Here is a 22,639-nt window from a genome sequence, read left to right as displayed (position 1 = left end):
ATGCCGACCGAACTCCTCGTCCTGGCGCTTGGCGCGCTTTTGCTGCTCGTTCACATCCTGCTGGCAGCGCATTTCAAGACGAAGCAGTACGGCGTCGAGTGGAACGTCGGCGCGCGGGACGAAAACGTGCCTGCGTTGAACGATCTCGCCGCCCGGCTGCAACGGGCGCAGGAGAATTTCAAGGAAACATTGCCTGTCGCGGTGATAGCCCTGCTAAGCGTGGTCATTACCGGAAAGGCCAATGACGTTACCGCCATCGCCGCGTGGACTTGGCTGGCTTCCCGGCTGATCTACCTGCCGCTGTACTGGAAAGGAATTCCGGTCGTGCGAACGCTCGTCTGGGGCGTATCGCTCGTTGCGCTTCTCGTTATACTGGGCGTCCTGATGTTCGGCTGAAAGGATTGCGCGAATGCGGTGGTGGTTACTGGCGGTTGCTGCGGCCTTGTCAGGCGCAACGGGGGTCGCACGAGCGCAAGGGGTCGATCCTCTCGACGCCCGACTCGAAACGCGGGATGCAGAGCGGTTTGCCCAGCTATGGCACGATAGTGACGGCGCGCCCGATGCGCCGGCACTTCAGAGGAATTATCTCGATGGTGCCTCGGATGGCGTGGCGGTGTTCACGCCCCACAGGATCGAAAGCGCCGCGAACCTCGCTGCCGCCATCGCGGCCGAACCGGAAATCTATCGCGACGCGGTGGAACGCTGCCTGCCGTGGGCGGCGCAGACGAGCGATGAACTGCGCGCGACCTATCTCGGTTTTCACGGTCTGCTGCCAGAGACGGAACTTCCGCGCGTCAGTCTGGTGGTAGGGGCCAACAACAGCGGCGGTACCGCCGCGCCGGGCATGCAGGTTCTCGGTCTGGAAGTGATTTGCCGGCTTTCATCCGATGAACAGCAGTTCCGCGACATCATGCGAAGGTTCTACGCGCACGAGACCGTCCATACCTGGCAGGACATCGATTACGACAGCCTAGGTCCGGTCGCATCCGGCATTGCCAATATCCTTGCCGAAGGGACGGCCGACTACCTCGCATGGCTGGTGACGGGTCGCGTTCCAGACCCTGCTCGAGACGCGTGGGCACGCCAGCACGAAGACTTCGTCTGGGGCGAGTTCGCGAAGGATGTCGCGGCCTATCACGATCCGTCGCTGAATGATGCGGGGCGCCGGGCTATCGCGCGGCGGTGGACGGGCAATGCCGGTCATCCGCCGGAAGGCTGGCCGTCCGAACTCGGATATTGGGTTGGGATGCGTATCGCAGAGGGCTACGTCGCCAATTCAGGTGACCGGCACGCTGCCATCCGCGAACTGCTGACGCTCGACGATCCGATGGCGATTGTCCAGGCGAGCGGACTGGCCAACCGGATCGCGCCGACCGCGCGCTAGGCCGCGACGTCGAGCGGCTCGATCTCGCCCGACAGATACAGCTTCTTGGCCTTTGCGCGGCTGAGCTTGCCCGACGAGGTCCGTGGCAGGGTTCGTGGCGGAACCAGCTCGACGACGCAGTTCATGCCGGTGACGGACCGCACCTTGTCCGCGATCTGGTTGCGCAACGAAATGCGCTCGGCCGGGTCGGACACGCGGCAATGCACCAGCACCGCCGGCGCTTCCTCTCCGCTATCGGTTTCGATGGAAAACGCAGCGATGTCGCCATGGTTGAAACCGGGGAGTTGCTCCACTGCCCATTCGATATCCTGAGGCCAGTGGTTCTTGCCGTTGATGATGATCATGTCCTTCGCCCGCCCGACGATGAACAGATACCCGTCTGCCATGTAGCCCATGTCGCCCGTATCCAGCCATCCGTCGACCAGGCAGTCGCGCGTCGCATCCTCGTTGCGGAAATAGGAATGCATGACGGACGGGCCGCGGCACCATACCTTGCCGATCTGGTGATCGCCTTTCGCCTCGCCGTTCTCGCCGCGTATCTCCACATCCATGTCGGGCAACGGCTTGCCGCAATTGACGATGGCGCGGTAACGGGCCGGCCGCGACAGGTTGCGTTCCGAACCTGAAAGCCGCTCTTCCTCGACCAGCTCGATCTTGATGCCTTCGCCAGGGGGCATGACGGTGACGGCAAGGGTCGCCTCCGCAAGACCGTATGACGGGGTGAAGGCGCTGGCCTTGAATCCGGCGGGGGCGAAGGCATTGACGAAGCCCTGCATAACGTCGGGGCGTATCATGTCCGCGCCGTTTCCCGCGACGCGCCAGCGCGACAGGTCGAAACGATCACCGACGTTGCTCTGGCTGGAGATGCGCCGCGCGCAGATGTCATAGCCGAAGGTGGGCGAGTAACTGAGCGTGGTGCCCTCGTTCCGGCTGATGAGGTCGAGCCAGGCCAGCGGACGCCGGGCGAAGTGCTCGGTCTTGAGATAGTCGACGCTGACCTGGTTCGAGATAAGAGACAGGAAGCAGCCGACCAGTCCCATGTCGTGATACCAGGGCAGCCAGCTCGCGACGCGGTCGTCTCCGCCCAGTTCCATGCTGGCGGCATGTCCGTACAGATTGTGGAGCAGCGCCTTGTGTGTCACCGCGACGCCGGTGGGGAAGCGGGTCGAACCGCTCGAATATTGCAGGTAGCAGATGTCGTCGGGCTCGGCTTCCGGCAGGTCGCACGGCGGGGCGGGGCGACTGGCGAAGCTGTCCCAATCCTCCCCCATGCAGCCCTTTCGTGTGGCCGCCTCTTTCGTCATCTCGGCGATCTCCGCCGGGTAGAGCAAAAGCCTGGGGTCGGCGCTTTCAAGCTGCACGGCGAGCTGATCGATATAGTTGTCCCGTCCGCCGAACGTGGTGGGGAGCGGCAGGGGAACGGGCCAGATACCGGCATAGACACAGGCGCAGAACAAAGCGGCGAATTCGGGACTCGTTTCCGCGATCAGCGCGACCCGGTCGCCCTTCTCCAGCCCCATGTCGAGAAGGCGCGCGGCATGATCGAGTGCGTCCTCGCGCATTCGGGTGAAGGTGTAGACCCGCTCGAGTTCACCGCGCATGTCATGGAAATTCATGCCCTTCTCGCTGCGCGCGGCGTAGTCGATCGCGGCATTGAAGGTCGGAAAGTCCGACCGGATGCGGGGCAGGGGGCAATTGTTGGGCGTGGGCGTGAGGCCGCCCTCTGGCGCGGAAGTCTCAGTCATGGAAATTATGGCTTATCCTTCATCACGCGCTCTATCCGGCGCTGTCCCTGTATGACCCCTGTATCAAAAACGGCGCCGAACGCATCCGGTGCCGCCAGCAGGTTCCACATCAAACTTTCCCATTTGAAGGGAAGTGTGGCACGATTATGGCCGATGCCGTTCGATAGCAGACCACGCGAGACGAAGCGACGCCAGCGAAAGCCGCTCGACGCTGCGAAGCTGGACGAACTCGCACTCGCCTACGTCGCGCGTTTTGCGACCAGCGCCCGCAAGCTCGAACAGTATCTCGTCCGCAAGCTGCGCGAGCGCGGGTGGGAGGGTCGGGAAGAGGGTGAGCCGGAACCGGATGTGGGCGCACTCGTCGCTCGCTACGTTGAGCGCGGCTATGTCGATGACGAGGTTTACGCCCGGGCCAAGGCTGGCGACCTGTTGCGGCGTGGGTACGGCGGAAGGCGGGTGAGGCAGGCACTGGGCCAGGCGGGCATAGCCGAAGAAATCGGAGAAAAATTCGCCCCGGGCGAAAGGGCAGCGCGCGAAGCCGCGCTGCACCTCGCCAGGCGGCGCCGGTTCGGCCCTTTCGGAGCCGAGACACCGGAGCGCGACGTCCGCGAAAAACAGATTGCGGCAATGCTGCGGGCAGGTCACAGCTTCGAAAGCGCCCGCGAGCTAGTCGAGGCACCTAGCGAACAGGCCGCGCGGGAGTGGGTGCGGGAGGCAGGCGATGCGCAGGACAGTTGAGACATCGGTCTTTCATGGCGTGATCCTCGCACTGGCAGCCGGAACGCTGGCCGCGTGTTCTCCGCAATCCACCCGGCAGGTCGCCGAACCTGGAAGCACGTCCTCTCCACCCGTCCACCCCCGGTCCGGGCTCGAGATCGTTCCCGTTACCATTACGGCCAATGATGAGGACCACACCATAGCCGCCGAAGTGGCGGCGACACGCGAAGCGCAGTCGCGCGGCCTCATGTTTCGCACCGAACTCGGACCGGACGAAGGCATGCTGTTTCTCTACGATCAGCCACGGATCTTGAGCTTCTGGATGCGCAACACCGTACTTCCGCTCGACCTGATCTTCATCGACGCGACCAGGCGCGTCATCAATATCGGGCATGGCGAGCCTTACAACGAGACGTCCATCACGTCGAACAGGCCCGGGATCGCCGTACTCGAACTCAACGCCGGTCGCGCCGCGGAACTGGGTCTGGAACCTGGCGACACGATAGACTGGTAACAGCAAATCCTTGCCACCCGGACGCGGCCCCGGCTATTGGCGCGGCCTATGGGCTTCTTCTCCAAGATCTTCACCTGGTGGGACGGTGCTACGCTCGGCACGCAGCTTTGGTCCTCTCGCAACGGGGAACATGTCGGCACCGATGCGCAGGGCAACAGGTACTATCGCTCCAGGCGGAAGCACGGCGACGGTCGAGAGCGGCGCTGGGTCATCTACAAGGGCGCCAACGATGCGAGCCGCGTCCCGAGCGAATGGCACGGCTGGCTCCACGGGTCGTACGACGACCTGCCCGAAAGTCACCTTCCTCCGCCAAAGATCTGGGAAGCCGATTATACTCCGAACGCAACGGGGACACCGGGCAAGTATCTTCCGGCCGGAGCCCTGGAGCGCGGCGGCAGCCGTGCCCCCGCGCGCGGCGACTACGAAGCGTGGACTCCGGACGCGTGAGGGCACTGGCGACGGCGATCGTCCTGCCGGCTGTGTTGCTGGCGGCTTGTGATAACGAGGCACCCGAACCCGAGGCGCAGCAAACCGAGATCCCCGAGGGCCTCGGCGGCGGTCCGTTGCCGCCCCCCGCCGACACCGCCGGCGTAGGAACGCCGATGGAAGAGCGAGTGGCGACACTCGGCCTTCTGAACAAGCGGAACAACATCTCGCGCGACATCGAGATGTCGCCGGGTGAATCGCGCCGGGTGGATGATGTCATCGTCCGCCTTTCGGCTTGCGAGCGAACCGCGCCATGGGAGGATCCGGAGGAAACCGGCGCGTTCGTTCAGGTGTTCGTCAACGAACGGGCGGATGCGGATACTGACGCGCAGTGGAACCGTGTCTTCTCCGGCTGGCTGTTCAAGAATTCGCCCAGCCTGAACGTCGTCGAACATCCGATCTACGATGTCTGGGTGAAGGATTGCGCGATGAGCTTTCCGGGTGAAGAGGGTGGCCCGCCCGCTGACGACGCCGACGCGGCCGCCTGAAGCAATCGCGCATGGGCGGCGGGCAGGCCCTCCGCCGGTGCCGCGTCGCATGCGTGGGACAACCGGGCGAGATATTCTTCCCGGGGGATTTCCACGGCCCCCAGCGAAGCGAGATGTTCGGTCATGAACTGGCAGTCGAGCAGCGTGTAACCGGCTCGCCGCAACAGCGCGACAAGCCAGGCGAGTGCGACCTTGCTGGCGTTGTCGGCCCGGCTGAACATGCTTTCGCCGCAGAACGCGCGATGTAGCGACACCCCGTACAGCCCGCCAACCAGCCGCTCCCCCTCCCAGCATTCGATCGAATGCGCGCCGCCGTGATGATGCAGGTTGCGGTAGCTGGCGGCGATCTTGTGGCTGATCCAGGTTCCCGCCCCGTCGGCGCGCGGACCGGCACAGGCTTCCACGACGCCGCCGAAGTCGGCATCAACGGTCACCCGGTAGCGGTCACGACGGACGATCTTTGCCAGCGAACGGGAACAGTGAAAGCCATCGAGCGGGAGGATTGCGCGATGTCGCGGCTCGACCCAGAACACCTCGTCGTCTTCGCGCGAATCGGCCATCGGGAACACGCCGCTGCGATAAGCCAGAAGCAGGACTTCGGGCGGAATGACTTCGGAAGTTGGCGCGTGCATGTCGCGCCGCATACAACATCTCGCGCCGCGCGTCGCTTGCCAAGGACGAGCGGCGGCGATAGAGGGCGCGTCTGGCTGCAGGGGTGTAGCTCAGTTGGTAGAGCATCGGTCTCCAAAACCGAGGGCCACGGGTTCGAATCCTGTCACCCCTGCCACTTGTTCGTTCCAGACCGATCCTGAAAATTAACCATGACCGCGTAACGCGCTTTCATGCGCGCTTCGGTTCTCGATCTTTGTCGCACCGCCGAATGGCTGACGGCCCGGCGCGTACGCGGCTATGCGGTCATCCTGATCCTCGCCAGTATAGGGCTCTTGGCGAATTCATACGTCAAGGCGATGGGGACGGACGGAACCGATTTTCTCGCCTTCTGGGGAGCGGGTCACGTCACCGCGGGAGGCGATCCGAGCGCCGCCTACGATCTTTCGGTACAGGAGCGCGTACAGACAGCGACGGGCAGCAAAGGCTGGTTTGCCTTCGTCAATCCGCCTCCCTTCCTGTTTGTCGCGGCACCGTTCGGCTGGCTGTCTTTTCCCCTCGCCTGGGTCGCGTGGGTGGGCAGTTGGTTCATGCTCTGGACCTGGGCCACGATTCGCGCGTTCCCTCGTTATTGGCTGCCGGTCCTGGCCTTCCCCGGCGCGTTGCTCGCCGCGGGACATGCACAGACGGGTCTGCTCACAGGAGCGCTGCTCGTAAGCGGCGTCACGCTGCTCGATCGGCGTCCCCTCCTTTCGGGAGCCCTGCTTGGCGCGCTCGTCATCAAGCCGCACCTCGCGCTGCTCGTCCCGTTCTGGCTGGCGGCCGGGGGACGGTGGCGCAGCTTCACCGCAGCGGGAACAAGCGCGCTGGCCTTGCTCACCGTGTCCTGGGTTGTCTTCGGGACGCAGACCATGCTCGCCTACACGACCAGTTGGGACGCGAGCGCCGCCATCATGGCGAGCGACGACCCGCAATTCTACCTGCGCATGGCGAGTGTATACAGCCAGCTTCGCCTGTTCGCTACGCCTTCCCTCGCGCTGGCGACCAACGCCGTGGTCATGCTGGGATTGGTTGGCCTCGCAATGTTTTCTTGGCGGCAGGCGGGCGGAGATGCGATGGCGAGTGGGACAGCCATGCTGACCGGCACCGCGCTCGCTTCCCCCTATCTCTTCAATTACGATCTGCCGTTCCTGATCGTCCCGATACTCTGGTTGGCCAATGAAGGGCGAACCCGCGGTTTCCGGTCCTTCGAAAAGCTCGCTCTGATCGGTCTGTTCCTCGCTCCTTACGCAACCCGCGCCGCGGCCCTGCCGCTCGGAGTCAACCTCATGCCGTTGGCATCGGCAATCCTGTGCTGGCTGGTCTGGACGCGCGCAGGACGGACCGCACGCGGTAAGACGGAAGGGGCCGATGCGACGAACCGGGGAACCGCGCACAAATGTGGCGAGTTAATGGCGTCGATGGGTTGATCAGGAGTTTGTCATGGCCAAGATGTTTCGCAGCAGCCGGCCCGATAGCTGGAGCAGCCCCCGGCCGTGGAGCGATCCCAGCTACCGCACGATGTCGCACGGCAAGATCCTGCCGATGGAAGAGCCGGGATTTCTGGAAAGGTTGTTCGGCCGCCGCTGAAGCCGGCCGACGGTAAAAAGAAAGACCCCGCGCCGGATCGCTCCGACGCGGGGTCTTTGTTTACCCTCAGTATTCTTCGGGTTCTTCCGGCGTATTTTCGTAATGGTCGGGTCCGGCGGTCCGGTTTCCCCGGGCAAGCGCGAATACCACGCCCGAAAGCAGGAGCAGCGCCAGGAGGTTCGGCAGAACCATGACGGCGTTCGCGATATCGCCCAGCCGCCAGATGAGGTCGGACTCCCTGCTGGCGCCGATGAAGATGCCAACGCACCACAGGACGCGCCAGATCATGTGCAGCACCTTCTCTCCGCGCAATGTCGAGCCGGGGATGCGGTCGTAGATGAAGGTGATCGCCCGTTCGCCGTAATAGCTCCACGTAAGCAGGGTGGTGAAGACGAACAGGAGCAGCGCGATCGACGCAATGAGCGTTCCGATCGGAATCGAGCCGATGGCGAAGGGGAACGCCGCGGCGAACGCGCCGCTGGTGACTGCGAAGCCATCGAGATCGGTCGATTGCCAGGCATGAAGGACCGGCTGCCCGTTGGCCAGGAAATCCCCCTCGACGGTCAGGATAACGAGCGCGGTCATCGTGCAGATGACGATCGTGTCGATGAAGGTGCCCAGCATCGCCATACGGCCCTGGAACTGGGGATCGTCGGTCTGCGCCACGGCGTGGGCGATGGGGGTGGAGCCCTGTCCCGCCTCGTTCGAGAACAGGCCGCGCGCGACGCCTGCGCGGATTGCCAGGATAACCGCTGCACCGACGAAGCCGCCACTGGCCGCCTGCTGGTTGAAGGCCCCGTGGAAGATGCGCTGGAATGTTTCGGGGATATCCTGAATGTTCAGGATTATGGCGATGATCGCCATGACGATGTAGGCGGCCGCCATGAAAGGGACGACACTTTCCGCGACACGCCCGATCGACTTGATGCCGCCGATGATGACGATGAAGACGAGGATGGCGACGATCAGGCCGCCAAGCCATTCCTCTATGCCGAACAATTCGTTCAGACCGTCGGCTACCGCATTGGCCTGGATGGCGTTACCCGTCACGAGTCCGCTGATGAGCGTACCGACGCAGAAGAAGACGGCTAGCCAGGTCCACTTCTTTCCCAGCCCCATCATGATATAGCTCATCGGACCGCCGCGGTAGACGCCTTCGCTGGTCGTCTCGCGATAGCGAATGGCGAGAGAGCCTTCCGCAAAGGCGAGTGCCATGCCGAACAGGGCGGTGATCCACATCCAGAAGATCGCACCCGGACCGCCGAGCGCTATCGCGGTGGCGACGCCGGCGAGATTGCCCGTGCCGACCTGCCCCGACAGGGCCGTCGACAGCGCCGCGAATGGCGAGATCTCGCCCTTTCCTTCACCCTTGCGGCCCGCGAACAGATTTTTCAGCGCGGGCACGAAATTGGTTACAGGATAGGCGCGCAAGCCGATCATGAACCACAGGCCAGCGCCCAGAAGGACGATGGCGAGCGGCGGAAAGGGAAGCACTTCTGCCCCGTTCCACGTACCGCCCCAGATGAAGTCCGCCACGTTCGTGACGGGCCCCAGCAGCTGCTGGTCGATTGTCGCTGCATCGGCTGCCATGCGTCGATTTCCCCCTTTGCGTCCCTTGGTTCTTCGTGTTGCCTATCGGCGCTTAGCGGACAACGCTACCCCCAATGTCCGGAACAAGGCCGCCCCCTTTACGAGTCAGGCAAGCCTTGCCATGCCCGGGAACCGCGACTAGATAAGCCACCGCTTTCCGACATCGGTAGCTTTGCCAGCCCCTCCCGGACATCTCGACCGGGGCGGCGAAGAACCCTACCCGGAAGGCAAGAGATTTTTGGACACACGAGTTTGAGCAGATGGCAGAAGAGCGCAAGACCAGGACCAGCCCGGGCGAATTCATCCGTCAGGTGCGTTCCGAAACCTCCAAGGTTGTCTGGCCCACCTGGCCGGAAACAGCGCGCACTGCCATCTTCGTGGGCATCATGGTGCTGTTCCTCTCGCTGTTCTTCCTGGGCGTCGATTCGCTGTTCGGCTGGGTCGTCGGCCAGCTGCTCGCGCTGCTCTGAGCGCGCCACCCCTCCCTACCGATCTGAAGCTTTCCGAAAGAGACTGACATGGCTGCCCGCTGGTACATCATCCACGCCTATTCCGGCTTCGAGAACAAGGTCCGCGATTCGATTCTCGCGGAGGCGGAGCGGTTGAACCTGTCGGAAGGGGTCGAGGAGGTCGAGGTGCCGACCGAGACGGTAACCGAGATCAAGCGGGGCAAGAAGGTCCAGGTCGAGCGCAAGTTCATGCCCGGTTACGTGCTGGCCAAGCTGAACCTGACGGACGATGTGTATCACCTCGTCAAGAACACGCCCAAGGTCACCGGTTTCCTCGGGTCGGGCAACAAGCCGCAGGCCATCTCGGAAAAGGAGGCTGCACGCTATTTCGGCGGTGTCGAGGAAGCGAAGTCAGCGCCGAAGAAGGATATCAGCGTCGATTACGAGATCGGCGACCAGGTCAAGGTCCTCGAAGGCCCGTTCGCCAGCTTCAACGGCGAGGTCGAGGAACTCGATTTCGACAAGGCCAAGGTCAAGGTGAGCGTGTCGATCTTCGGCCGTGCGACGCCCGTGGAGCTGGACTTCGATCAGGTTGAACTGGTCAAGTAGTCTCCGTTCGCGGAAGTCCGTTTTCACGGACGCGAACCGGACCGGACCGGACCTTCGGGTTTCATCCTTACCCGCTGACGAAACAGGTGGAGTAACACCCTCGCTTCGGTTCAGGCGGCGCGGTGGGACCTGTTCGCTGCATCGAAACGTGCGGCCCGGCGGCGAAGGTTGCGGTAGAGTTCCAGTGCCTCTTCCTCGAACGCAGTGCAGCCGTCATTATCGTAGCTGGCAATGGGCCTGATCATATCTTGCGCGTGTGCCTGCGCTTGCGGGGCCGGCGCTAGGGCGAGGTCTTGGAAGAGGGCAGCCACGCCTTGCGCAGAGCGGGTGAATGTCGCCATGTCGATGATCTCGCCTATCCCGTTTACGGATATGTGCCGCATCGCGGCGATCCAGTAGGCCAGCCAGTAATCGAGGCTATCGGGCGAATGGTCGGCCATGATCCGTTCCATTCCGGCGAAGCCGATGGGTCGATGATGCAAACCGAATTCGAAATGTCCGACATCGCGCGGCCACGCACTGGTGAAACCTCCCGACGCTTGGCTGGCAAGAGCCCTCCTATGCTGGCGCAACAACGAATGCGCCTGGTCGATCGGATGCCGCAGGGGAATTAGGATCCGTGCCTCAGGAAAGGCCTTGGCGAGGGCCGGCAGACGGGCGATATTGGCGTTGTTCTTCGAGACATAGCGCGTGGCCTCCGGGCCGCGCGCGGTCGCCACCGAATGCATCAGCCGGACAAGCCGGCGAACGGTGTCATCCGGCACCGTCTCCCGTAGGCTTATCTGACCGCGCGCAAAGTCTCCGGGTATTTCTCGCAGCCAGAATACTTCCTCGAACGCTTCCGGGCTCTCGGGTCCGACCATCATGCCGTCCCCGTGACTGCGCTCCTTCATGGGTGAATGTCCACGGTAGCGCTGCGAGAAATTCTGCCAGATCGCCGGGGACAGGACGAAGGGCATGTCGCGACTGATATGCGTCGCAGTCGACGGATGGCATGCCAGTACTTCGAGCAGCAGAGTAGTCCCCGCTCTCGGCAGGCTCGTGACGAAGATCGGCGGTCCCATCTGCTGCGCCGTCATGAGGTCGCAGAACCGGCTCAGCTCGATATCGGTCAGAAGGCGTTGAGGGGTCGACGTGCCGAACGCGATGCGATGGACCAGCCGGTCAGCCCAGGAATAGTCTTCTACCGCCACCGGTCAGTTCGTCGGGAGCCGCGAGCGGAGCCACGGGGCTGCGGCGAATACGGCCACCGTCGCCACCACCACCGCGGGCCGCAGCGAGAAAGCCAGGAAACCGCGCCAGTCCAGCCAACCTGCCATCTCGGCGACCGCGACCGGTGCAGCGGCGGCGAGGAAGGTCGCGGCAAGGGCCGCCGTCACCGTCGCCACGAGGCCGAAAGCTTCGACAGACTGACGGCGCAGCAGGCGCTCTTTTTCTTCATCGCTGAGCGTCCGGTCGCGCAGGATCGAAACCGCGACGCGCAGGGTTTCGGTCATAGCGAGAGTGCGAGGCCAGATACGCAACCCGTTGAAGGCGAAGGCCAGAAACGCGCAACTCAGGATGTAAGCGGCAATCACGTTTGCGTATCGTCATCGCGCCGATCGGCCTCTACCGCGGGCGCGTCCTCGTTCTTTCCGGTGAATTTGCGGATGGCACGCTTCAGCGGAAACCAGACGAAGCCCACCACCATAAGCAGCATGACGCCGAGAAAGCTCAGCATCGAACCGAGGGCGCTCAATCCGACCCCTGCGCCCATGTAAGCGTGCGCAGGAGCCGCCCCTATTGCGAATGCCGCTGCGAGTGCGATGGCGGATGGGTGACCTAGCTTGAACATCGCGGAATTCCCTTGTCGAAATAATCGTCCGGCACGTGCATGCCGAAGGTGAACATGGCGGCGTAATCCTCGTCGTAGGGCAAGCGATAATCCCACACGACCTCGCCCGACGGCGTAACTTCGAAAATTCTTCCCGCCCGTGTTTCGGTGATCAGACGATTGCCGTTCGCCATCGTCTGATGGACCCCCATCGTGTCGGTTTCGAAAGCATCGGCACGGCCCTTGGGAAAGACGACCGCGGTGTTCTCGGTCGCCGGATCGTAGCGAAGGATCTGACTGCCGGGATGTTGCCATCCGATGAGCGGATTGCGGTTATTGAAGATTTCTATGGTCCCGTCCGGCATGATATCCGGGTCGTGCTGGCGCAGCCACGGTCCTTGCTTGTGCCATTCGAGCGCGCCCGTGTCCTTGTCCAGGATGGCGAGCATGTTCATGGCGCGCAAGGACACGAGAATGTCGCCCGGTTTGACACCCTCGATCCGCGCGGCGAGCGGCGCGGTCACGATCCCGATGTCGTTGAGATGCGTCGCGTCGGATGTCGTCTCCACCATCGACTGATAGAGCGCACCTTCGAGACCGGCATCCACTATGGCCTTGAGAACCGACAGCTTCTTCAGGGTTCTGCCGTTGCCATCCATCAACACGACAGCGTCGTGGTAATAGTAGTCCGTCTCGATCTTGTCGTTGAGAGTACGCGGTGTCGTTCCCTGCGGAACCCAGCCGGCGGGCGTTTCATCAGGAGTAAATTGCCCCGGTATCCAGAAAGTCCCGTCGTTTACCGGCGTCACCGAATGGTGGTGCGGTTCCGTCGATCACCAGACCGTGTTCGAGCACGCATCGATCCGGGCGGAGCCGAGCCCGGTCAGGTTCACGATGAGCGATCCGTCGCGCATCGGCCACATGCCTTGCGTGACGTAGTTGTTCTTCGAGACGGGAATGCGCCTCGTTGGGATAATACCATCCGCATCGGGCCAGATCCGGAAGAAATCGACATCCCAGCGGTGCAGTTCGTTACCGTCATGATCCAGCAGACGCACTTGCGGTCCGCCAGGCAGGAGGCCTTGTACTAGCGTCAGCCCGGACTGGCTCCGGGCTGGATCGTTCGCGACCAGTCCCGATCCTGAATAGCGGATGGGAAGCAGAATGTCCGGCCTGTCGGCCAGCGCCCCGCGCGCTGCCTCGACAGTCGTTCGTGCGCCCTCGGCGATCTGCGGAAACGGTGACACGCCGAGGCCGCCGAGCAAGCCCCCGGCGGCAACGGACGCGAACAGCACGAACAGCCGCTCCATCGTGCTTCCCGAATTCGCCACCTGGAACCTCCCCCTTTCGCGAGAAGGATGTTAACGGCTCATGGTAAACGGCAGGTAAAAGCCGTCCGGGGCCGAGACTTGCGGATCAATTCGCGTACCAGCCCAGCTCGCCGGCGTACGCGGAGGCCATGACCACCGTGTCGACCGCGGCATGCGCAATGATTGCCGCCCACAGATTGCCGCGCTGCCGCAAGCGGATGATGCCGAACAACAGGCCGACCACTCCGGTCACGATTACACCGCCCCAGCCTTGATAGACATGCGGCAGGCCGAATAGTGCCGCCTGGATGACCAGCACCGCCGGGGCGCGTCGGCGCAGCCCCGGAAGGCGCGAGAGACGATCCATCAGGAAGCCGCGCCACAGCAATTCCTCGCCGAACCCGGCGGCCGCCCACGATACCGCGATGACCCACAGCACAAAGGCAACCGGGCTTTCGGTCACGAGCGCGAGCACCGCCTGGGGATCCGGGGCGTCGAGGCCGAACGCCTGCACGAGCGGGGCGCCCGCAGCGAAGATCGCGAGCGCGCCAATCGTGCCGAGCGCCGCCCAGCCCAGCGCGCTACGCCAGCTTGGCGGTCGGCCGAGAGCAAAGGCCGGACCGGTTGCACCGTCCCTGTGCAGCCAGAACCAAGCGACCAGCAGGGCTCCCGCCATCGACACCACGGCGGACAGGGCCACGCCCGTGGAAGTCGTACCGAGGATCATCAAGGGCGGCACGGACGCCGCGACATAGACGATTGCGACCGTCGCGATCTGTGCCGCGAACCGCCCCCAGCCGAGCGAACGGCCATTACCGCCCGGCTGATCCGGACGCTGGCCATCCGGCTTTTCGCGATATTGGCTCGCTACCATGTTCAACGCCGACCCGCTCTTTCTGCATCCGATCCCGTGCACACGGTTCATATCGGCCGCGCGGGACGGCTATCGCCAATTCCTTGCGATACCGCCAACACCATCTGCGTTCACCCCGACCCGCTTGCAAAATCGGATGCGCGCGCTATGTGCGCCCCTTCCCGGCGAGAGCGATCGGGAACCCACGCGGGAGGTGCGGCAATTCGCACTGTCTGACCGCTTAACAGGAGCCGGCCTGGTGAAGCAGGGCGGCAGCAGTGTGAAAGGAAGCCATTATGGCCAAGAAAATCGAAGGTTACATCAACCTTCAGGTGCCCGCCGGCACCGCCAACCCGTCTCCGCCCATTGGCCCGGCCCTCGGTCAGCGCGGCGTCAACATCATGGAATTCTGCAAGGCGTTCAACGCTGCGACGCAGGATCTCGAGAAGGGCGCGCCGATCCCGACCAAGATCACGGTCTATGCGGATCGCAGCTTCACGTTTGTGACCAAGACCCCTCCCGCCAGCTTCCTGCTGAAGAAAGCGGCCAAGGTGCAGAAGGGTTCGGGCGAGCCGAACAAGAAGACCGTCGGCAAGATCAAGGCGAGCCAGATCAAGGAAATCGCCGAAACCAAGATGGCCGATCTCAACGCCAACGATATCGATCAGGCCATGAAGATCATCGCGGGGTCCGCCCGTTCGATGGGTCTTGAAGTGGTGGAGGGTTGAACCGATGGCACAGCTGACCAAGAAGCAGAAGAAGACCGCGGAACTCGACTCCGAAAAGCTCTACAGCGTCGACGAGGCGCTCGCCACGCTGAGGGAACACAAGGCCGGATTCGACGAGACGGTAGAGGTCGCGATGAACCTTGGGGTGGATCCGCGTCACGCCGATCAGATGGTGCGCGGAATGGTGTCGCTGCCTTCGGGTACCGGCAAGGAAATCAAGGTTGCCGTGTTCGCGCGCGGTGACAAGGCGGACGAGGCGAGGGAAGCCGGGGCCGACAAGGTTGGTGCCGAGGACCTGATGGAAGAGATGCAGAACGGCGATCTCGACTACGACCGTGTCATCGCTTCGCCGGACATGATGGGCGTCGTCGGGCGGCTGGGCAAGGTACTGGGCCCCAAGGGTCTGATGCCGAACCCCAAGCTGGGCACAGTAACCCCCAACGTGGCCCAGGCCGTGAAGGACGCCAAGGGTGGCCAGGTCGAGTTCCGTGTCGAGAAGATGGGCATCATCCACTCCGGCATCGGCAAGCTGTCGTTTGCGGACGAGGACATCAAGGCCAACTTCAAGGCGCTGACAGATGCCGTCGTGAAGGCCAAGCCGAGCGGCGCGAAGGGCAAGTTCGTCAAGAAGGTGTCGCTCACAAGCACGATGGGACCGGGACTGAAGGTCGATCTCGCCGAGGTCGAAGGCGCCTGACGCGCCTTTCGAACGAAGAAGAGCAGGCTGAAAGGGCCGGGAGGGTAATGCCTTCCCGGCCCTTTTCGCTTTTCGCCGTCATCGAAGTGTGTACCTAGGTCGCGGGATTGGCGCTGCTGGCAGGGGGTGGCGATTCGCTGATGAGGGAGCTGATCGCCAGTCACGCCGCCGCCATCGGGCTGCTCGTGCTCCTTGCAACATTGATAGCTTTCGCCATGGAACGGCGCCCGCCGGTCGTGATTGCATCGGTCGGTGCTGCGGTGATGCTCGTCCTGGGGTTCCTCGACGGGGATGAGCTTCTCGGCGTATTCTCGAACCCCGCTCCGATCACGATCGCGGCGATGTTCATCCTGTCGGGCGCGCTGTTGCGAACGGGCGCGCTGGAAGCCGTTTCGGGCTGGGTGATCCGGCGTACCCTGCGCAAGCCGGGCATGGCCCTTGGCGAGCTGGCCGCGGGGACCCTTCTCGCGTCGGCTTTCATGAACAATACGCCAGTCGTGATCGTCATGATCCCCATCGTCCGGCGGATTGCCCGCGTACTCGGGATCGCCGCGACGCGTTTGCTGATCCCTCTTTCCTACCTCACGATCCTTGGCGGAACGATGACGCTGATCGGAACCTCGACCAACCTGCTGGTCGATGGCGTGGCCCAGGAACAGGGTCTGCCAGCCTTCGGAATTTTCGAGATTTCCGTGGTCGGCCTGTGCGCAGCGGCGGGGGGACTCGTCACCCTGCTGATCCTCGGCCCCTGGCTGCTTCCCGAACGCGGTTCGCGCGGGCTCGACGCGGAACACGAGGGCGACGCCTATCTGTCGCATCTCGTCCTGTTGCCGACCAGCCGACTTGCCGGACAGCGTATCGACAGCACCGGTTTTGCCAGGCGCACCGGGGTGAAGGTTCTGGCAGCGCGGCGTGGTGCGAAACTGGAACGCCGCGGCCTGGGCAGCTGGATTCTGGCGCCCGGCGATCATCTCGTCGTCAGTGCCACGCCCGACGAGCTCGTCTCGCTGGCCGAAGCCGCCGATTTCCGGACCGGTCTGACGGGCCTTGGCGGGGGCGTGGCGACCGTTGGAAGGGACCGTCCGGTGGACTTGCAATACATCGAGGCGATCGTCTCGACCACGCATCCCATCGTGGGACGGAAGCTGTCGGAAATATCGTTGCTGTCGCGAGTCAGAGTGCGTGTCCTCGGCCTGTCACGTCCACGACACGTCGCCGGACCCGAACTGGCGAGCGTTCGCGTCAGGCCCGGCGACCGGTTGCTGGTTGCAGCAGGCGCAGATGCGGCCGAAGCGTTGCAGGCGAATATTCAGCTCACCAACGTCGCGAAGGCCCCGGCGCGGGCCTTCCGCCGCAACAAGGTCGGTTGGGCGGTGGCTACGCTGGCGGGGGTGGTCATCGGCGCGGCGGTTTTCGACATGCCGATACAGGTCACGGCCCTGCTTGGTGTCGCGATCGTGCTGCTCGTGCGTTGTATCGATCCGGAGGATGCCTGGGCCAGTCTTGACGGAAACACGCTCGTGCTGATCTTCGCCATGCTGGCGCTGGGCAAAGGTCTGGAAAATGCGGGAACGGTCGAACTGATCGTAGGAAGCGTCGCACCCTATCTGACCGTCACGTCGCCGGTTCTGGTCCTGATCTGCGTTTACGCGATTACCAGTGCGCTGACCGAGAGCGTGACCAACAACGCTGTCGCCGTCATTATGACGCCCATCGCGATCGGTCTGGCCGAAACTTCTCCGATAGACGCTCGGCAACTGGTGGTGGCGGTCATGTTCGGGGCCAGCGCCAGCTTCGCCACGCCGATCGGGTATCAGACCAATACGCTGGTCTACGGCGCGGCCAGTTACCGGTTCATGGACTTCGTCAAGATCGGCGTGCCCATGAACCTGACGGTCGGTATCGCGACCTGTCTTGCGATTATGCTGGTCTACTGATCTGTCAGATGCCGCCCGGCGTGAAGTCGTAACCTTCTTCGCCGAGCGCTTCGCACAGCGTGTCGACGGCGCTGTCCAGCTCCTCCCGGTCAGTCGAGCGAATGACGAAATTGGCTCCGACCCGGCCTTCGCGGAAGAAGGGGTAGCTACCGACCTGGCAGTTCGCATGCGCCTTCTCCACCTCGCGCAGAATGCCGGCGACTTCGCTTTCTGCCGTCCAGCAGCCAACCGTTTCGGAGATGAGAGGTGCGCCGCCTTCCAGCCTGCCGGTCAGCCAATCGAGCATGCCGGCGGTGATGTGCGGAACCCCCGCCATCAGGAAGATGTTCTCGATACGGATGCCCGGTGCCCCGGACATGCGGTTCTCGATCAGGTCCGCCCCGTCAGGCACGCGCGCCATGCGTAGCCGTGCCTCGGTCAGACCCCCGGGCTTGTCGGCGTAATAGCGTTCGAGGATCGCTCTCGCCTGCGGATGGACGACCACGCCAACGCCGAGCGCCCGTGCCACGGCATCGACGGTGATATCGTCATGCGTCGGTCCGATGCCGCCGGTGGTGAAGAGATAGTCGTTGCGGACCCTCAGAGTGTTCACCGCCTCTGCAATCGCGTCCATGTCGTCGGACACCACGCGCGCTTCGGCCAGGCGAATACCCTGAACCTGCAACCAGCTGGCCAGCTGGGCGATATTCCTGTCATGCGTCCGCCCCGAGAGGATCTCGTCCCCGATGACGACGAGTGCTGCCGTCCAGATCTTATCGGAAGCGTTCATTCGGCGGCATCCTTGAGGTCAAGCTCAGCCGGATTGGAGAAGCGCAGCAATCCGTCCGCCACAGGTCGGTTGCGAAAATCCCGCCGATCCTCGAGATAATCGTGATTGAGTTTCCAGGGCAGGTTCGCCGCGTTCTTGGGCATCAGCGACAGTGCGCGTTGCAGATAGCCCGATGTATAATCGAACGGTTCGGCGACTTGGGGCTCGGCGTCCTTCGCCAGAACCGGCATGGCTACGGTACTGCCCGTGTTTTCCATATGGTTGAGCACGGCGGTCACGTAGCGGGCGACATTGTCGGCCCGCAGCGTCCAGCTGGCGTTGAGGTAGCCGAACACCATCGCCAGGTTCGGGACATTGGAAAACATCGCTCCGCGATAGAAGAAGTGCTCGGTGAAATCGATCGGCTCGCCATCCATGGTCAGGTCGATCTTGCCACCCATCACCAGCTTCAGGCCTGTCGCGGTGACGACGATGTCGGCCGCCAAACGATCCCCCGAAGTCAGGCGGACCGCGTCACTGTCGAAACCTTCGATGTGACCGGTCACGATCCGGGCGCGCTCGTCCTTCAGCGCGGCGAACAGATCGCCATCGGGGACGAGGCAGAGGCGCTGCTCCCACGGGTTGTAGGGAGGTTCGAAATGCTCCTCCGTGTATTTCGGTCCCAGCGCATGGCGCAGACGGCGGCGCAGCATTTCGGCGACCTTGGCGGGTTTGCGGCGCGACAGGTCGAAGAAATAGGATCTGAGCGCGATGTTTTTCTGCCGGGTGAGGAAATAGGCAAGGCGGTCGGGCAGCCAACGGCGCAACAGCTCGCCTATCCTGTCCCGCCGTGGTCCTTCTCCCATCCAGGTCGGCGTGCGCTGGAGCATCGTGACGCTACCTGCCGTCTGCGCCATCGCAGGTACGATCGTCACCGCTGTAGCGCCCGAGCCGACAACCACCACGGCCTTGCCGGCATAGTCCAGATCCTGGGGCCAGAACTGCGGATGCACGACCTCTCCGCCGAACTTTTCCAGCCCGGGCAGGCGGGCGTCGTAGGGTTCGTCATAATCGTAGTAGCCCGAGGCGAGGTAGAGCCAGCGACAGTTGCAAACGCTCTCCTGTCCATCGGTAGTGCGCGAAACCACTTGCCACATCGCCCCGGCGCTGTCCCAGTTTGCCGAAACGACCAGCGTGTCGAAACGAATTCGGTCGAGCGCACCGCACTCGCGCGCCGTCCGTTCGAGATATTCGAGGATCGCCGGACCATCGGCAATGGCGTCTTCGTGCGTCCAAGGCTGGAATTCGAAGCCCAACGTATGCATGTCGGAATCGGAACGGACGCCCGGATATCGGAACAGATCCCAGGTGCCGCCGATATTGGCGCGCCGTTCCAGAATGGCGTAGCTACGCTGTGGGCATTCCAGGGCGATATGCCCGGCCATCGCTATGCCGGAAATACCGGCTCCAACGATCAGGATATCGACATCGGGCGAAGGTACCGGTCCGCTCATCGTTCGCCCGCCGTGGCTCCGCCTGCCAGGACGCTGCGCGTCGGCAGATCTGCGTAGTCGATGCCCGGGTCACGGCTTCGCTCGCCCAGCATCATGGCCCTTGCGGCACGTTGCGTGTTCGACAGGAGACAGGCGATCGTCATCGGTCCGACGCCGCCCGGCACCGGCGAGACGGCGCGCGCATGCTGCACCTCGTCGAAAGCGACATCGCCCGTAAGCCGGGTCTTGCCTTCCGGCGTCTGAACGCGGGTAATGCCGACATCGATGATGACCGCCCCTTCCTTGATCCAGAAGCCGCGCACGAGTTCGGGCGCGCCAGCGGCCGCGACGACGATATCGGCCTGTCGCACGATCTCGGGAAGGCCTGCGGTATGAATATGCGTAACGGTAACGGTACATTCGGCATCGAGCAGCAGGTTGGCGATGGGCTTGCCGACGATGTTGGACTTGCCGATGACCACCGCATCCAGCCCCTCGAACCGGTCGATGACGGTTTCCAGCATCATCATTACGCCCAGCGGCGTACACGGCACGATGCCCCCGGTGCCAGTCGACAATCGTCCGACATTGACCGGATGAAAGCCGTCGACATCCTTTTCGGGAGCGATGGCGCCCAGAACCAACCTCGTATCGATCTGGTCGGGCAGGGGAACCTGGCAGAGAATGCCGTGAACCGTATCGTCGTCGTTCAGTGCTTCGATGAGCGCAAGGAGCTCTTCCTGACCGGTATCGGCGGGCAGCGCGTATTTGCTCGAACGGATACCAACCCTTTCGCATGCGCGGATCTTGTGCCGGACGTAGATTTCGCTGGCCGGATCATCTCCCACCAGAATGACCGCAAGCCCGGGACGCTGGCAGCCCGCAGCGACCAATTCCTCCACCTTGGTCCTGGTTTCCTCGTCGAGCCGGCCGGCGATAGCGCGACCATCGATGATGTCGGCCATGGCCGCTCCTCCGATCGGTTTCGCTGCGTCCTATAAGGGCGCACGTGGCGAATGGCACCCCTTTGCCAGTGGTTTCCCGGCCATTCGGGCGCGGCTTCGCCGACAGTGTTCAATTGCATGCCCGGCATGCCTATCTTGCGAGCCTCACTCGGAATATTTCATAGGCTTTTGAGGGATATCGCAATACATCGGCCCAGTTGGCCGGCATACGCGGCGCTTTGAGGGGTTCGGGTGGCAATGAAGCGGCTTGCCAGTTTCGACGTTAGCCGCCGCTTCGCGCGCGGCAGCAGCCGGCACCTGGTCGAAATCCTGTTCGGCGTGCTCGCCGCACTGGCCATGATTGCGCTACGTTCCTTGCTCGATACGGTAGCGGCACTGGCCGGGCCGTTCGCGCTGGTCTACCCGGCCGTGCTCATCGCGACGCTATACGGGCACTGGCGCGGAGGCCTGACCGCGTTCACCATAGCGTTCCTCTACGCATGGTACTTCGTTCTGCCTGCTCCGCAGTCTTTCCAGTTCGAAGTCGCTACCGATCCATCGCGCGTGGCAATCAATGCCGCGTCCGCTCTGGTGGTCGTTGTCTTTGCCGAAGGCTTCCGCCGCGCGGTGCGAACCGCGATGGCCGAACGGGATGAAGAAATCGAACGGCGCATCGTTCTGATGCAGGAACTCGAGCACCGTACGAAGAACAATTTCGCGCTCGCGGCCAGTCTTCTGGAAATGCAGAAGCGGCGGGCCGGGTCGCAGGAAGTAGAGAACGCGCTCGACACTGCCATAGCGCGCATTCATTCCTTCGCCGGAGCCTACGCCAATCTGGCCCAGACACAGGGCGAGGGTGCGCGTGTCGCCATGCGCGACTACCTCGAGGATGTGGTTGACCGTGTCGGCGCCGGGGCTTTCCATGATGGGATCACGGTAAATGTCGAGGCGGCCAATATATATATGCCGCGCGAAATTGCCGTCGCGATCGGCCTTTTCACGAACGAGGCGCTCACCAATTGTGCCAAATATGCCTTCCCCGACGATCGCAAGGGGCGCGTGGAGGTGGCGTTCCGCGGCAGGGCCGATGATTGGACGCTGGAAATCTCTGACGACGGAGTAGGCATTGCGGGGGCACCCGACGCACTTCGCGGCAAGGACGGAGGCGGCGTGGGGACGCGCCTCATGGACGCGTTCGCCCGTCAGGCTTGCGCGACAAGCGATATTTCCCTCACCGACGGGGGTTGCAGGCTTGTGCTGGCAAGCGCGGATGGTGCCTGAGTAGTCGGGAAGGGCGCTCGTCCATTCAATCATGGCCAAAACGTTCGCTCTTTCCGGGACGTCTCCCGAATTTCCCCGTCGCTCGGTCTTGATTGCCGTTGCCGCTTTGCCCGTGGCTGCGGGGGCGGGTTGGTGGGAACTCGGCCGCGGGAAGCCGACGGTCCAGGTCGCGCCCGGACTGTTTCACGATCCCGGTCAAACCGCCGGAGTACGGTTCGCTGAAGCCGTCAGACAGGGAAGTGCGCGGTCTCTGGCGCTGACCGGCGATGCCGCAGCGGCCGTGCGACCAACACTCCGCGCACGACCGCGCATCGTCGCCGGCCTTGCTTCGTATCGCCTCGCAAACCCGGTGATCGCGCAACTCGGCGAGGCGGGATACGCTCTTGCCGCGCAACTGTCGCCATCCTCGAACGGTTCGTGTGAAGCCTTCACCTGTCAGGCAGAATGGAACGCCTTCAACCGGGCGATCGTAGGCGCCGGGGGGTACTGGCCTGAAGCTTTCGGGTTATGGGCGACCGGTTTCCAGATCGGCGTGCCACCGGAAGTGCAGATCAGCGAACCGGTTGATCGCAGCGACGAGGTAGCAGGCTGGGTGATGATGCGCGCGTGACGCCA

Annotated in this window: 27 protein-coding genes and 1 tRNA gene; 16 read left to right on the top strand and 12 right to left on the bottom strand. The window is 63.4% G+C overall.

Features of this window, described 5'->3' with window-relative positions:
- Both EG799_RS05225 and EG799_RS05220 read left to right on the top strand, forming a co-directional pair.
- On the top strand, positions 1 to 396 hold the full coding sequence (locus EG799_RS05225; RefSeq protein ID WP_123879179.1) for an MAPEG family protein: 396 nt from the start codon (positions 1 to 3) through the stop codon (positions 394 to 396).
- Between the two features lie 13 nt (positions 397 to 409).
- Positions 410 to 1,384, top strand: a complete 975-nt coding sequence (locus tag EG799_RS05220; RefSeq protein WP_123879177.1) for a hypothetical protein — start codon at positions 410 to 412, stop codon at positions 1,382 to 1,384.
- On the opposite strand, the gene EG799_RS05215 is transcribed toward EG799_RS05220, so the two are convergent.
- Complete coding sequence (locus EG799_RS05215) at positions 1,381 to 3,129, bottom strand: fatty acyl-AMP ligase (RefSeq protein WP_123879175.1); 1,749 nt, start codon at positions 3,127 to 3,129, stop codon at positions 1,381 to 1,383. The genes EG799_RS05220 and EG799_RS05215 overlap by 4 nt on opposite strands.
- 153 nt (positions 3,130 to 3,282) lie before the next feature.
- On the opposite strand from EG799_RS05215, the gene EG799_RS05210 reads away from it, so the two are divergent.
- Genes EG799_RS05210 through EG799_RS05195 form a run of 4 tightly spaced genes read left to right on the top strand, consistent with a single transcriptional unit; the run spans position 3,283 to position 5,334 of the window.
- Entirely contained in the window at positions 3,283 to 3,867 is a 585-nt protein-coding gene (locus tag EG799_RS05210; RefSeq protein WP_123879173.1) for a RecX family transcriptional regulator, read from the top strand.
- Complete coding sequence (locus EG799_RS05205; protein WP_123879170.1) at positions 3,851 to 4,360, top strand: DUF192 domain-containing protein; 510 nt, start codon at positions 3,851 to 3,853, stop codon at positions 4,358 to 4,360. The genes EG799_RS05210 and EG799_RS05205 overlap by 17 nt, the downstream gene beginning before the upstream one ends.
- A 48-nt stretch (positions 4,361 to 4,408) precedes the next feature.
- The gene (locus EG799_RS05200; RefSeq protein WP_123879168.1) at positions 4,409 to 4,807 is read left to right on the top strand and encodes an NADH:ubiquinone oxidoreductase subunit NDUFA12; all 399 of its coding nucleotides are present in this window, start codon (positions 4,409 to 4,411) and stop codon (positions 4,805 to 4,807) included.
- The gene (locus EG799_RS05195; protein WP_234029030.1) at positions 4,804 to 5,334 is read left to right on the top strand and encodes a DUF2155 domain-containing protein; all 531 of its coding nucleotides are present in this window, start codon (positions 4,804 to 4,806) and stop codon (positions 5,332 to 5,334) included. Before EG799_RS05200 ends, EG799_RS05195 begins: the two co-directional genes overlap by 4 nt.
- Here EG799_RS05195 and aat read toward each other — a convergent pair.
- Positions 5,247 to 5,966 (bottom strand): leucyl/phenylalanyl-tRNA--protein transferase, encoded by a 720-nt coding sequence (gene aat, locus EG799_RS05190; RefSeq protein WP_123879166.1) that lies wholly within the window; start codon positions 5,964 to 5,966, stop codon positions 5,247 to 5,249. The two genes, EG799_RS05195 and aat, sit on opposite strands and share 88 nt — an antisense overlap.
- A gap of 79 nt (positions 5,967 to 6,045) precedes the next feature.
- On the opposite strand from aat, the gene EG799_RS05185 reads away from it, so the two are divergent.
- The 3 genes from EG799_RS05185 (at position 6,046) to EG799_RS14065 (ending at position 7,572) form a co-directional block, all read left to right on the top strand.
- Positions 6,046 to 6,121 (top strand) — tRNA-Trp (locus EG799_RS05185).
- A gap of 55 nt (positions 6,122 to 6,176) precedes the next feature.
- Positions 6,177 to 7,412: a glycosyltransferase family 87 protein gene (locus EG799_RS05180; RefSeq protein WP_123879164.1), complete on the top strand. Its 1,236-nt coding sequence runs from the start codon at positions 6,177 to 6,179 to the stop codon at positions 7,410 to 7,412.
- 13 nt (positions 7,413 to 7,425) lie between these two features.
- Positions 7,426 to 7,572, top strand: a complete 147-nt coding sequence (locus tag EG799_RS14065; protein WP_181950872.1) for a hypothetical protein — start codon at positions 7,426 to 7,428, stop codon at positions 7,570 to 7,572.
- A gap of 66 nt (positions 7,573 to 7,638) precedes the next feature.
- On the opposite strand, the gene EG799_RS05175 is transcribed toward EG799_RS14065, so the two are convergent.
- Positions 7,639 to 9,162 (bottom strand): alanine/glycine:cation symporter family protein, encoded by a 1,524-nt coding sequence (locus EG799_RS05175; RefSeq protein WP_123879162.1) that lies wholly within the window; start codon positions 9,160 to 9,162, stop codon positions 7,639 to 7,641.
- A gap of 260 nt (positions 9,163 to 9,422) precedes the next feature.
- Here EG799_RS05175 and secE point away from each other — a divergent pair, with 260 nt between their 5' ends.
- Positions 9,423 to 9,632, top strand: a complete 210-nt coding sequence (secE, locus tag EG799_RS05170; RefSeq protein ID WP_123879160.1) for a preprotein translocase subunit SecE — start codon at positions 9,423 to 9,425, stop codon at positions 9,630 to 9,632.
- Positions 9,633 to 9,680: 48 nt separating this feature from the next.
- Positions 9,681 to 10,220, top strand: a complete 540-nt coding sequence (gene nusG, locus EG799_RS05165; RefSeq protein WP_123879158.1) for a transcription termination/antitermination protein NusG — start codon at positions 9,681 to 9,683, stop codon at positions 10,218 to 10,220.
- Between the two features lie 110 nt (positions 10,221 to 10,330).
- Here the strand turns inward: nusG and EG799_RS05160 are convergent, their stop codons facing one another.
- The 6 genes from EG799_RS05160 to EG799_RS05135 form a co-directional block, all read right to left on the bottom strand.
- The gene (locus EG799_RS05160) at positions 10,331 to 11,413 is read right to left on the bottom strand and encodes a sulfotransferase (RefSeq protein ID WP_123879156.1); all 1,083 of its coding nucleotides are present in this window, start codon (positions 11,411 to 11,413) and stop codon (positions 10,331 to 10,333) included.
- 3 nt (positions 11,414 to 11,416) lie between these two features.
- A complete protein-coding gene (locus EG799_RS05155; protein WP_123879154.1) occupies positions 11,417 to 11,716 on the bottom strand; it encodes a hypothetical protein in 300 nt (99 codons plus the stop codon).
- Positions 11,717 to 11,793: 77 nt separating this feature from the next.
- Positions 11,794 to 11,976, bottom strand: coding sequence for a hypothetical protein (locus tag EG799_RS05150; RefSeq protein WP_123879152.1), 183 nt, complete (start codon positions 11,974 to 11,976; stop codon positions 11,794 to 11,796).
- A gap of 65 nt (positions 11,977 to 12,041) precedes the next feature.
- The gene (locus EG799_RS05145; protein ID WP_123879150.1) at positions 12,042 to 12,842 is read right to left on the bottom strand and encodes an arylsulfotransferase family protein; all 801 of its coding nucleotides are present in this window, start codon (positions 12,840 to 12,842) and stop codon (positions 12,042 to 12,044) included.
- Between the two features lie 24 nt (positions 12,843 to 12,866).
- Complete coding sequence (locus EG799_RS05140; protein ID WP_123879148.1) at positions 12,867 to 13,364, bottom strand: hypothetical protein; 498 nt, start codon at positions 13,362 to 13,364, stop codon at positions 12,867 to 12,869.
- A gap of 85 nt (positions 13,365 to 13,449) precedes the next feature.
- Positions 13,450 to 14,217, bottom strand: a complete 768-nt coding sequence (locus EG799_RS05135; protein WP_123879146.1) for a CPBP family intramembrane glutamic endopeptidase — start codon at positions 14,215 to 14,217, stop codon at positions 13,450 to 13,452.
- 275 nt (positions 14,218 to 14,492) lie between these two features.
- On the opposite strand from EG799_RS05135, the gene rplK reads away from it, so the two are divergent.
- From rplK to EG799_RS05120, 3 genes are all read left to right on the top strand, one after another.
- Entirely contained in the window at positions 14,493 to 14,924 is a 432-nt protein-coding gene (gene rplK, locus EG799_RS05130) for a 50S ribosomal protein L11 (RefSeq protein WP_123879144.1), read from the top strand.
- A 4-nt stretch (positions 14,925 to 14,928) separates the two neighbouring features.
- Entirely contained in the window at positions 14,929 to 15,621 is a 693-nt protein-coding gene (rplA, locus tag EG799_RS05125; protein WP_123879142.1) for a 50S ribosomal protein L1, read from the top strand.
- 140 nt (positions 15,622 to 15,761) lie between these two features.
- Complete coding sequence (locus EG799_RS05120) at positions 15,762 to 17,558, top strand: SLC13 family permease (protein WP_123879140.1); 1,797 nt, start codon at positions 15,762 to 15,764, stop codon at positions 17,556 to 17,558.
- A 4-nt stretch (positions 17,559 to 17,562) separates the two neighbouring features.
- On the opposite strand, the gene EG799_RS05115 is transcribed toward EG799_RS05120, so the two are convergent.
- From EG799_RS05115 to folD, 3 genes are read right to left on the bottom strand one after another with little or no spacing between them, the layout of a single operon-like run.
- Entirely contained in the window at positions 17,563 to 18,327 is a 765-nt protein-coding gene (locus tag EG799_RS05115; RefSeq protein WP_123879138.1) for a competence/damage-inducible protein A, read from the bottom strand.
- Positions 18,324 to 19,820 (bottom strand): flavin-containing monooxygenase, encoded by a 1,497-nt coding sequence (locus EG799_RS05110; RefSeq protein WP_123879136.1) that lies wholly within the window; start codon positions 19,818 to 19,820, stop codon positions 18,324 to 18,326. Before EG799_RS05110 ends, EG799_RS05115 begins: the two co-directional genes overlap by 4 nt.
- On the bottom strand, positions 19,817 to 20,764 hold the full coding sequence (gene folD, locus EG799_RS05105; protein WP_123879134.1) for a bifunctional methylenetetrahydrofolate dehydrogenase/methenyltetrahydrofolate cyclohydrolase FolD: 948 nt from the start codon (positions 20,762 to 20,764) through the stop codon (positions 19,817 to 19,819). Before folD ends, EG799_RS05110 begins: the two co-directional genes overlap by 4 nt.
- A gap of 237 nt (positions 20,765 to 21,001) precedes the next feature.
- On the opposite strand from folD, the gene EG799_RS05100 reads away from it, so the two are divergent.
- Together EG799_RS05100 and EG799_RS05095 are read left to right on the top strand one after the other, a co-directional pair.
- Complete coding sequence (locus tag EG799_RS05100; protein ID WP_123879133.1) at positions 21,002 to 22,024, top strand: sensor histidine kinase; 1,023 nt, start codon at positions 21,002 to 21,004, stop codon at positions 22,022 to 22,024.
- Positions 22,025 to 22,055: 31 nt separating this feature from the next.
- Positions 22,056 to 22,634 (top strand): hypothetical protein, encoded by a 579-nt coding sequence (locus EG799_RS05095; protein ID WP_123879131.1) that lies wholly within the window; start codon positions 22,056 to 22,058, stop codon positions 22,632 to 22,634.
- Positions 22,635 to 22,639 lie beyond the last annotated feature (5 nt).

It is taken from the genome of Aurantiacibacter spongiae, from assembly GCF_003815535.1.
GTDB lineage: Bacteria > Pseudomonadota > Alphaproteobacteria > Sphingomonadales > Sphingomonadaceae > Alteraurantiacibacter > Alteraurantiacibacter spongiae.
The sequence above is the reverse complement of the archived record's forward strand: the minus strand, read 5'-3'. Positions and strand labels throughout refer to the sequence as shown.

Bases quoted from the DNA above. Each gene is read 5' to 3' on its own strand.
- rplK (WP_123879144.1), top strand. From the start codon at position 14,493: ATGGCCAAGAAAATCGAAGGTTACATCAACCTTCAGGTGCCCGCCGGC.
- EG799_RS05210 (WP_123879173.1), top strand. From the start codon at position 3,283: ATGCCGTTCGATAGCAGACCACGCGAGACGAAGCGACGCCAGCGAAAG.
- EG799_RS05155 (WP_123879154.1), bottom strand. From the start codon at position 11,716: ATGACCGAAACCCTGCGCGTCGCGGTTTCGATCCTGCGCGACCGGACG.
- EG799_RS05095 (WP_123879131.1), top strand. From the start codon at position 22,056: ATGGCCAAAACGTTCGCTCTTTCCGGGACGTCTCCCGAATTTCCCCGT.
- folD (WP_123879134.1), bottom strand. From the start codon at position 20,764: ATGGCCGACATCATCGATGGTCGCGCTATCGCCGGCCGGCTCGACGAG.
- EG799_RS05110 (WP_123879136.1), bottom strand. From the start codon at position 19,820: ATGAGCGGACCGGTACCTTCGCCCGATGTCGATATCCTGATCGTTGGA.
- EG799_RS05200 (WP_123879168.1), top strand. From the start codon at position 4,409: ATGGGCTTCTTCTCCAAGATCTTCACCTGGTGGGACGGTGCTACGCTC.
- EG799_RS14065 (WP_181950872.1), top strand. From the start codon at position 7,426: ATGGCCAAGATGTTTCGCAGCAGCCGGCCCGATAGCTGGAGCAGCCCC.
- EG799_RS05100 (WP_123879133.1), top strand. From the start codon at position 21,002: ATGAAGCGGCTTGCCAGTTTCGACGTTAGCCGCCGCTTCGCGCGCGGC.
- EG799_RS05215 (WP_123879175.1), bottom strand. From the start codon at position 3,129: ATGACTGAGACTTCCGCGCCAGAGGGCGGCCTCACGCCCACGCCCAAC.
- EG799_RS05115 (WP_123879138.1), bottom strand. From the start codon at position 18,327: ATGAACGCTTCCGATAAGATCTGGACGGCAGCACTCGTCGTCATCGGG.
- EG799_RS05120 (WP_123879140.1), top strand. From the start codon at position 15,762: ATGAGGGAGCTGATCGCCAGTCACGCCGCCGCCATCGGGCTGCTCGTG.
- EG799_RS05220 (WP_123879177.1), top strand. From the start codon at position 410: ATGCGGTGGTGGTTACTGGCGGTTGCTGCGGCCTTGTCAGGCGCAACG.
- aat (WP_123879166.1), bottom strand. From the start codon at position 5,966: ATGCACGCGCCAACTTCCGAAGTCATTCCGCCCGAAGTCCTGCTTCTG.
- rplA (WP_123879142.1), top strand. From the start codon at position 14,929: ATGGCACAGCTGACCAAGAAGCAGAAGAAGACCGCGGAACTCGACTCC.
- EG799_RS05150 (WP_123879152.1), bottom strand. From the start codon at position 11,976: ATGGGCGCAGGGGTCGGATTGAGCGCCCTCGGTTCGATGCTGAGCTTT.
- EG799_RS05225 (WP_123879179.1), top strand. From the start codon at position 1: ATGCCGACCGAACTCCTCGTCCTGGCGCTTGGCGCGCTTTTGCTGCTC.
- EG799_RS05180 (WP_123879164.1), top strand. From the start codon at position 6,177: ATGCGCGCTTCGGTTCTCGATCTTTGTCGCACCGCCGAATGGCTGACG.
- secE (WP_123879160.1), top strand. From the start codon at position 9,423: ATGGCAGAAGAGCGCAAGACCAGGACCAGCCCGGGCGAATTCATCCGT.
- nusG (WP_123879158.1), top strand. From the start codon at position 9,681: ATGGCTGCCCGCTGGTACATCATCCACGCCTATTCCGGCTTCGAGAAC.
- EG799_RS05175 (WP_123879162.1), bottom strand. From the start codon at position 9,162: ATGGCAGCCGATGCAGCGACAATCGACCAGCAGCTGCTGGGGCCCGTC.
- EG799_RS05205 (WP_123879170.1), top strand. From the start codon at position 3,851: ATGCGCAGGACAGTTGAGACATCGGTCTTTCATGGCGTGATCCTCGCA.
- EG799_RS05135 (WP_123879146.1), bottom strand. From the start codon at position 14,217: ATGGTAGCGAGCCAATATCGCGAAAAGCCGGATGGCCAGCGTCCGGAT.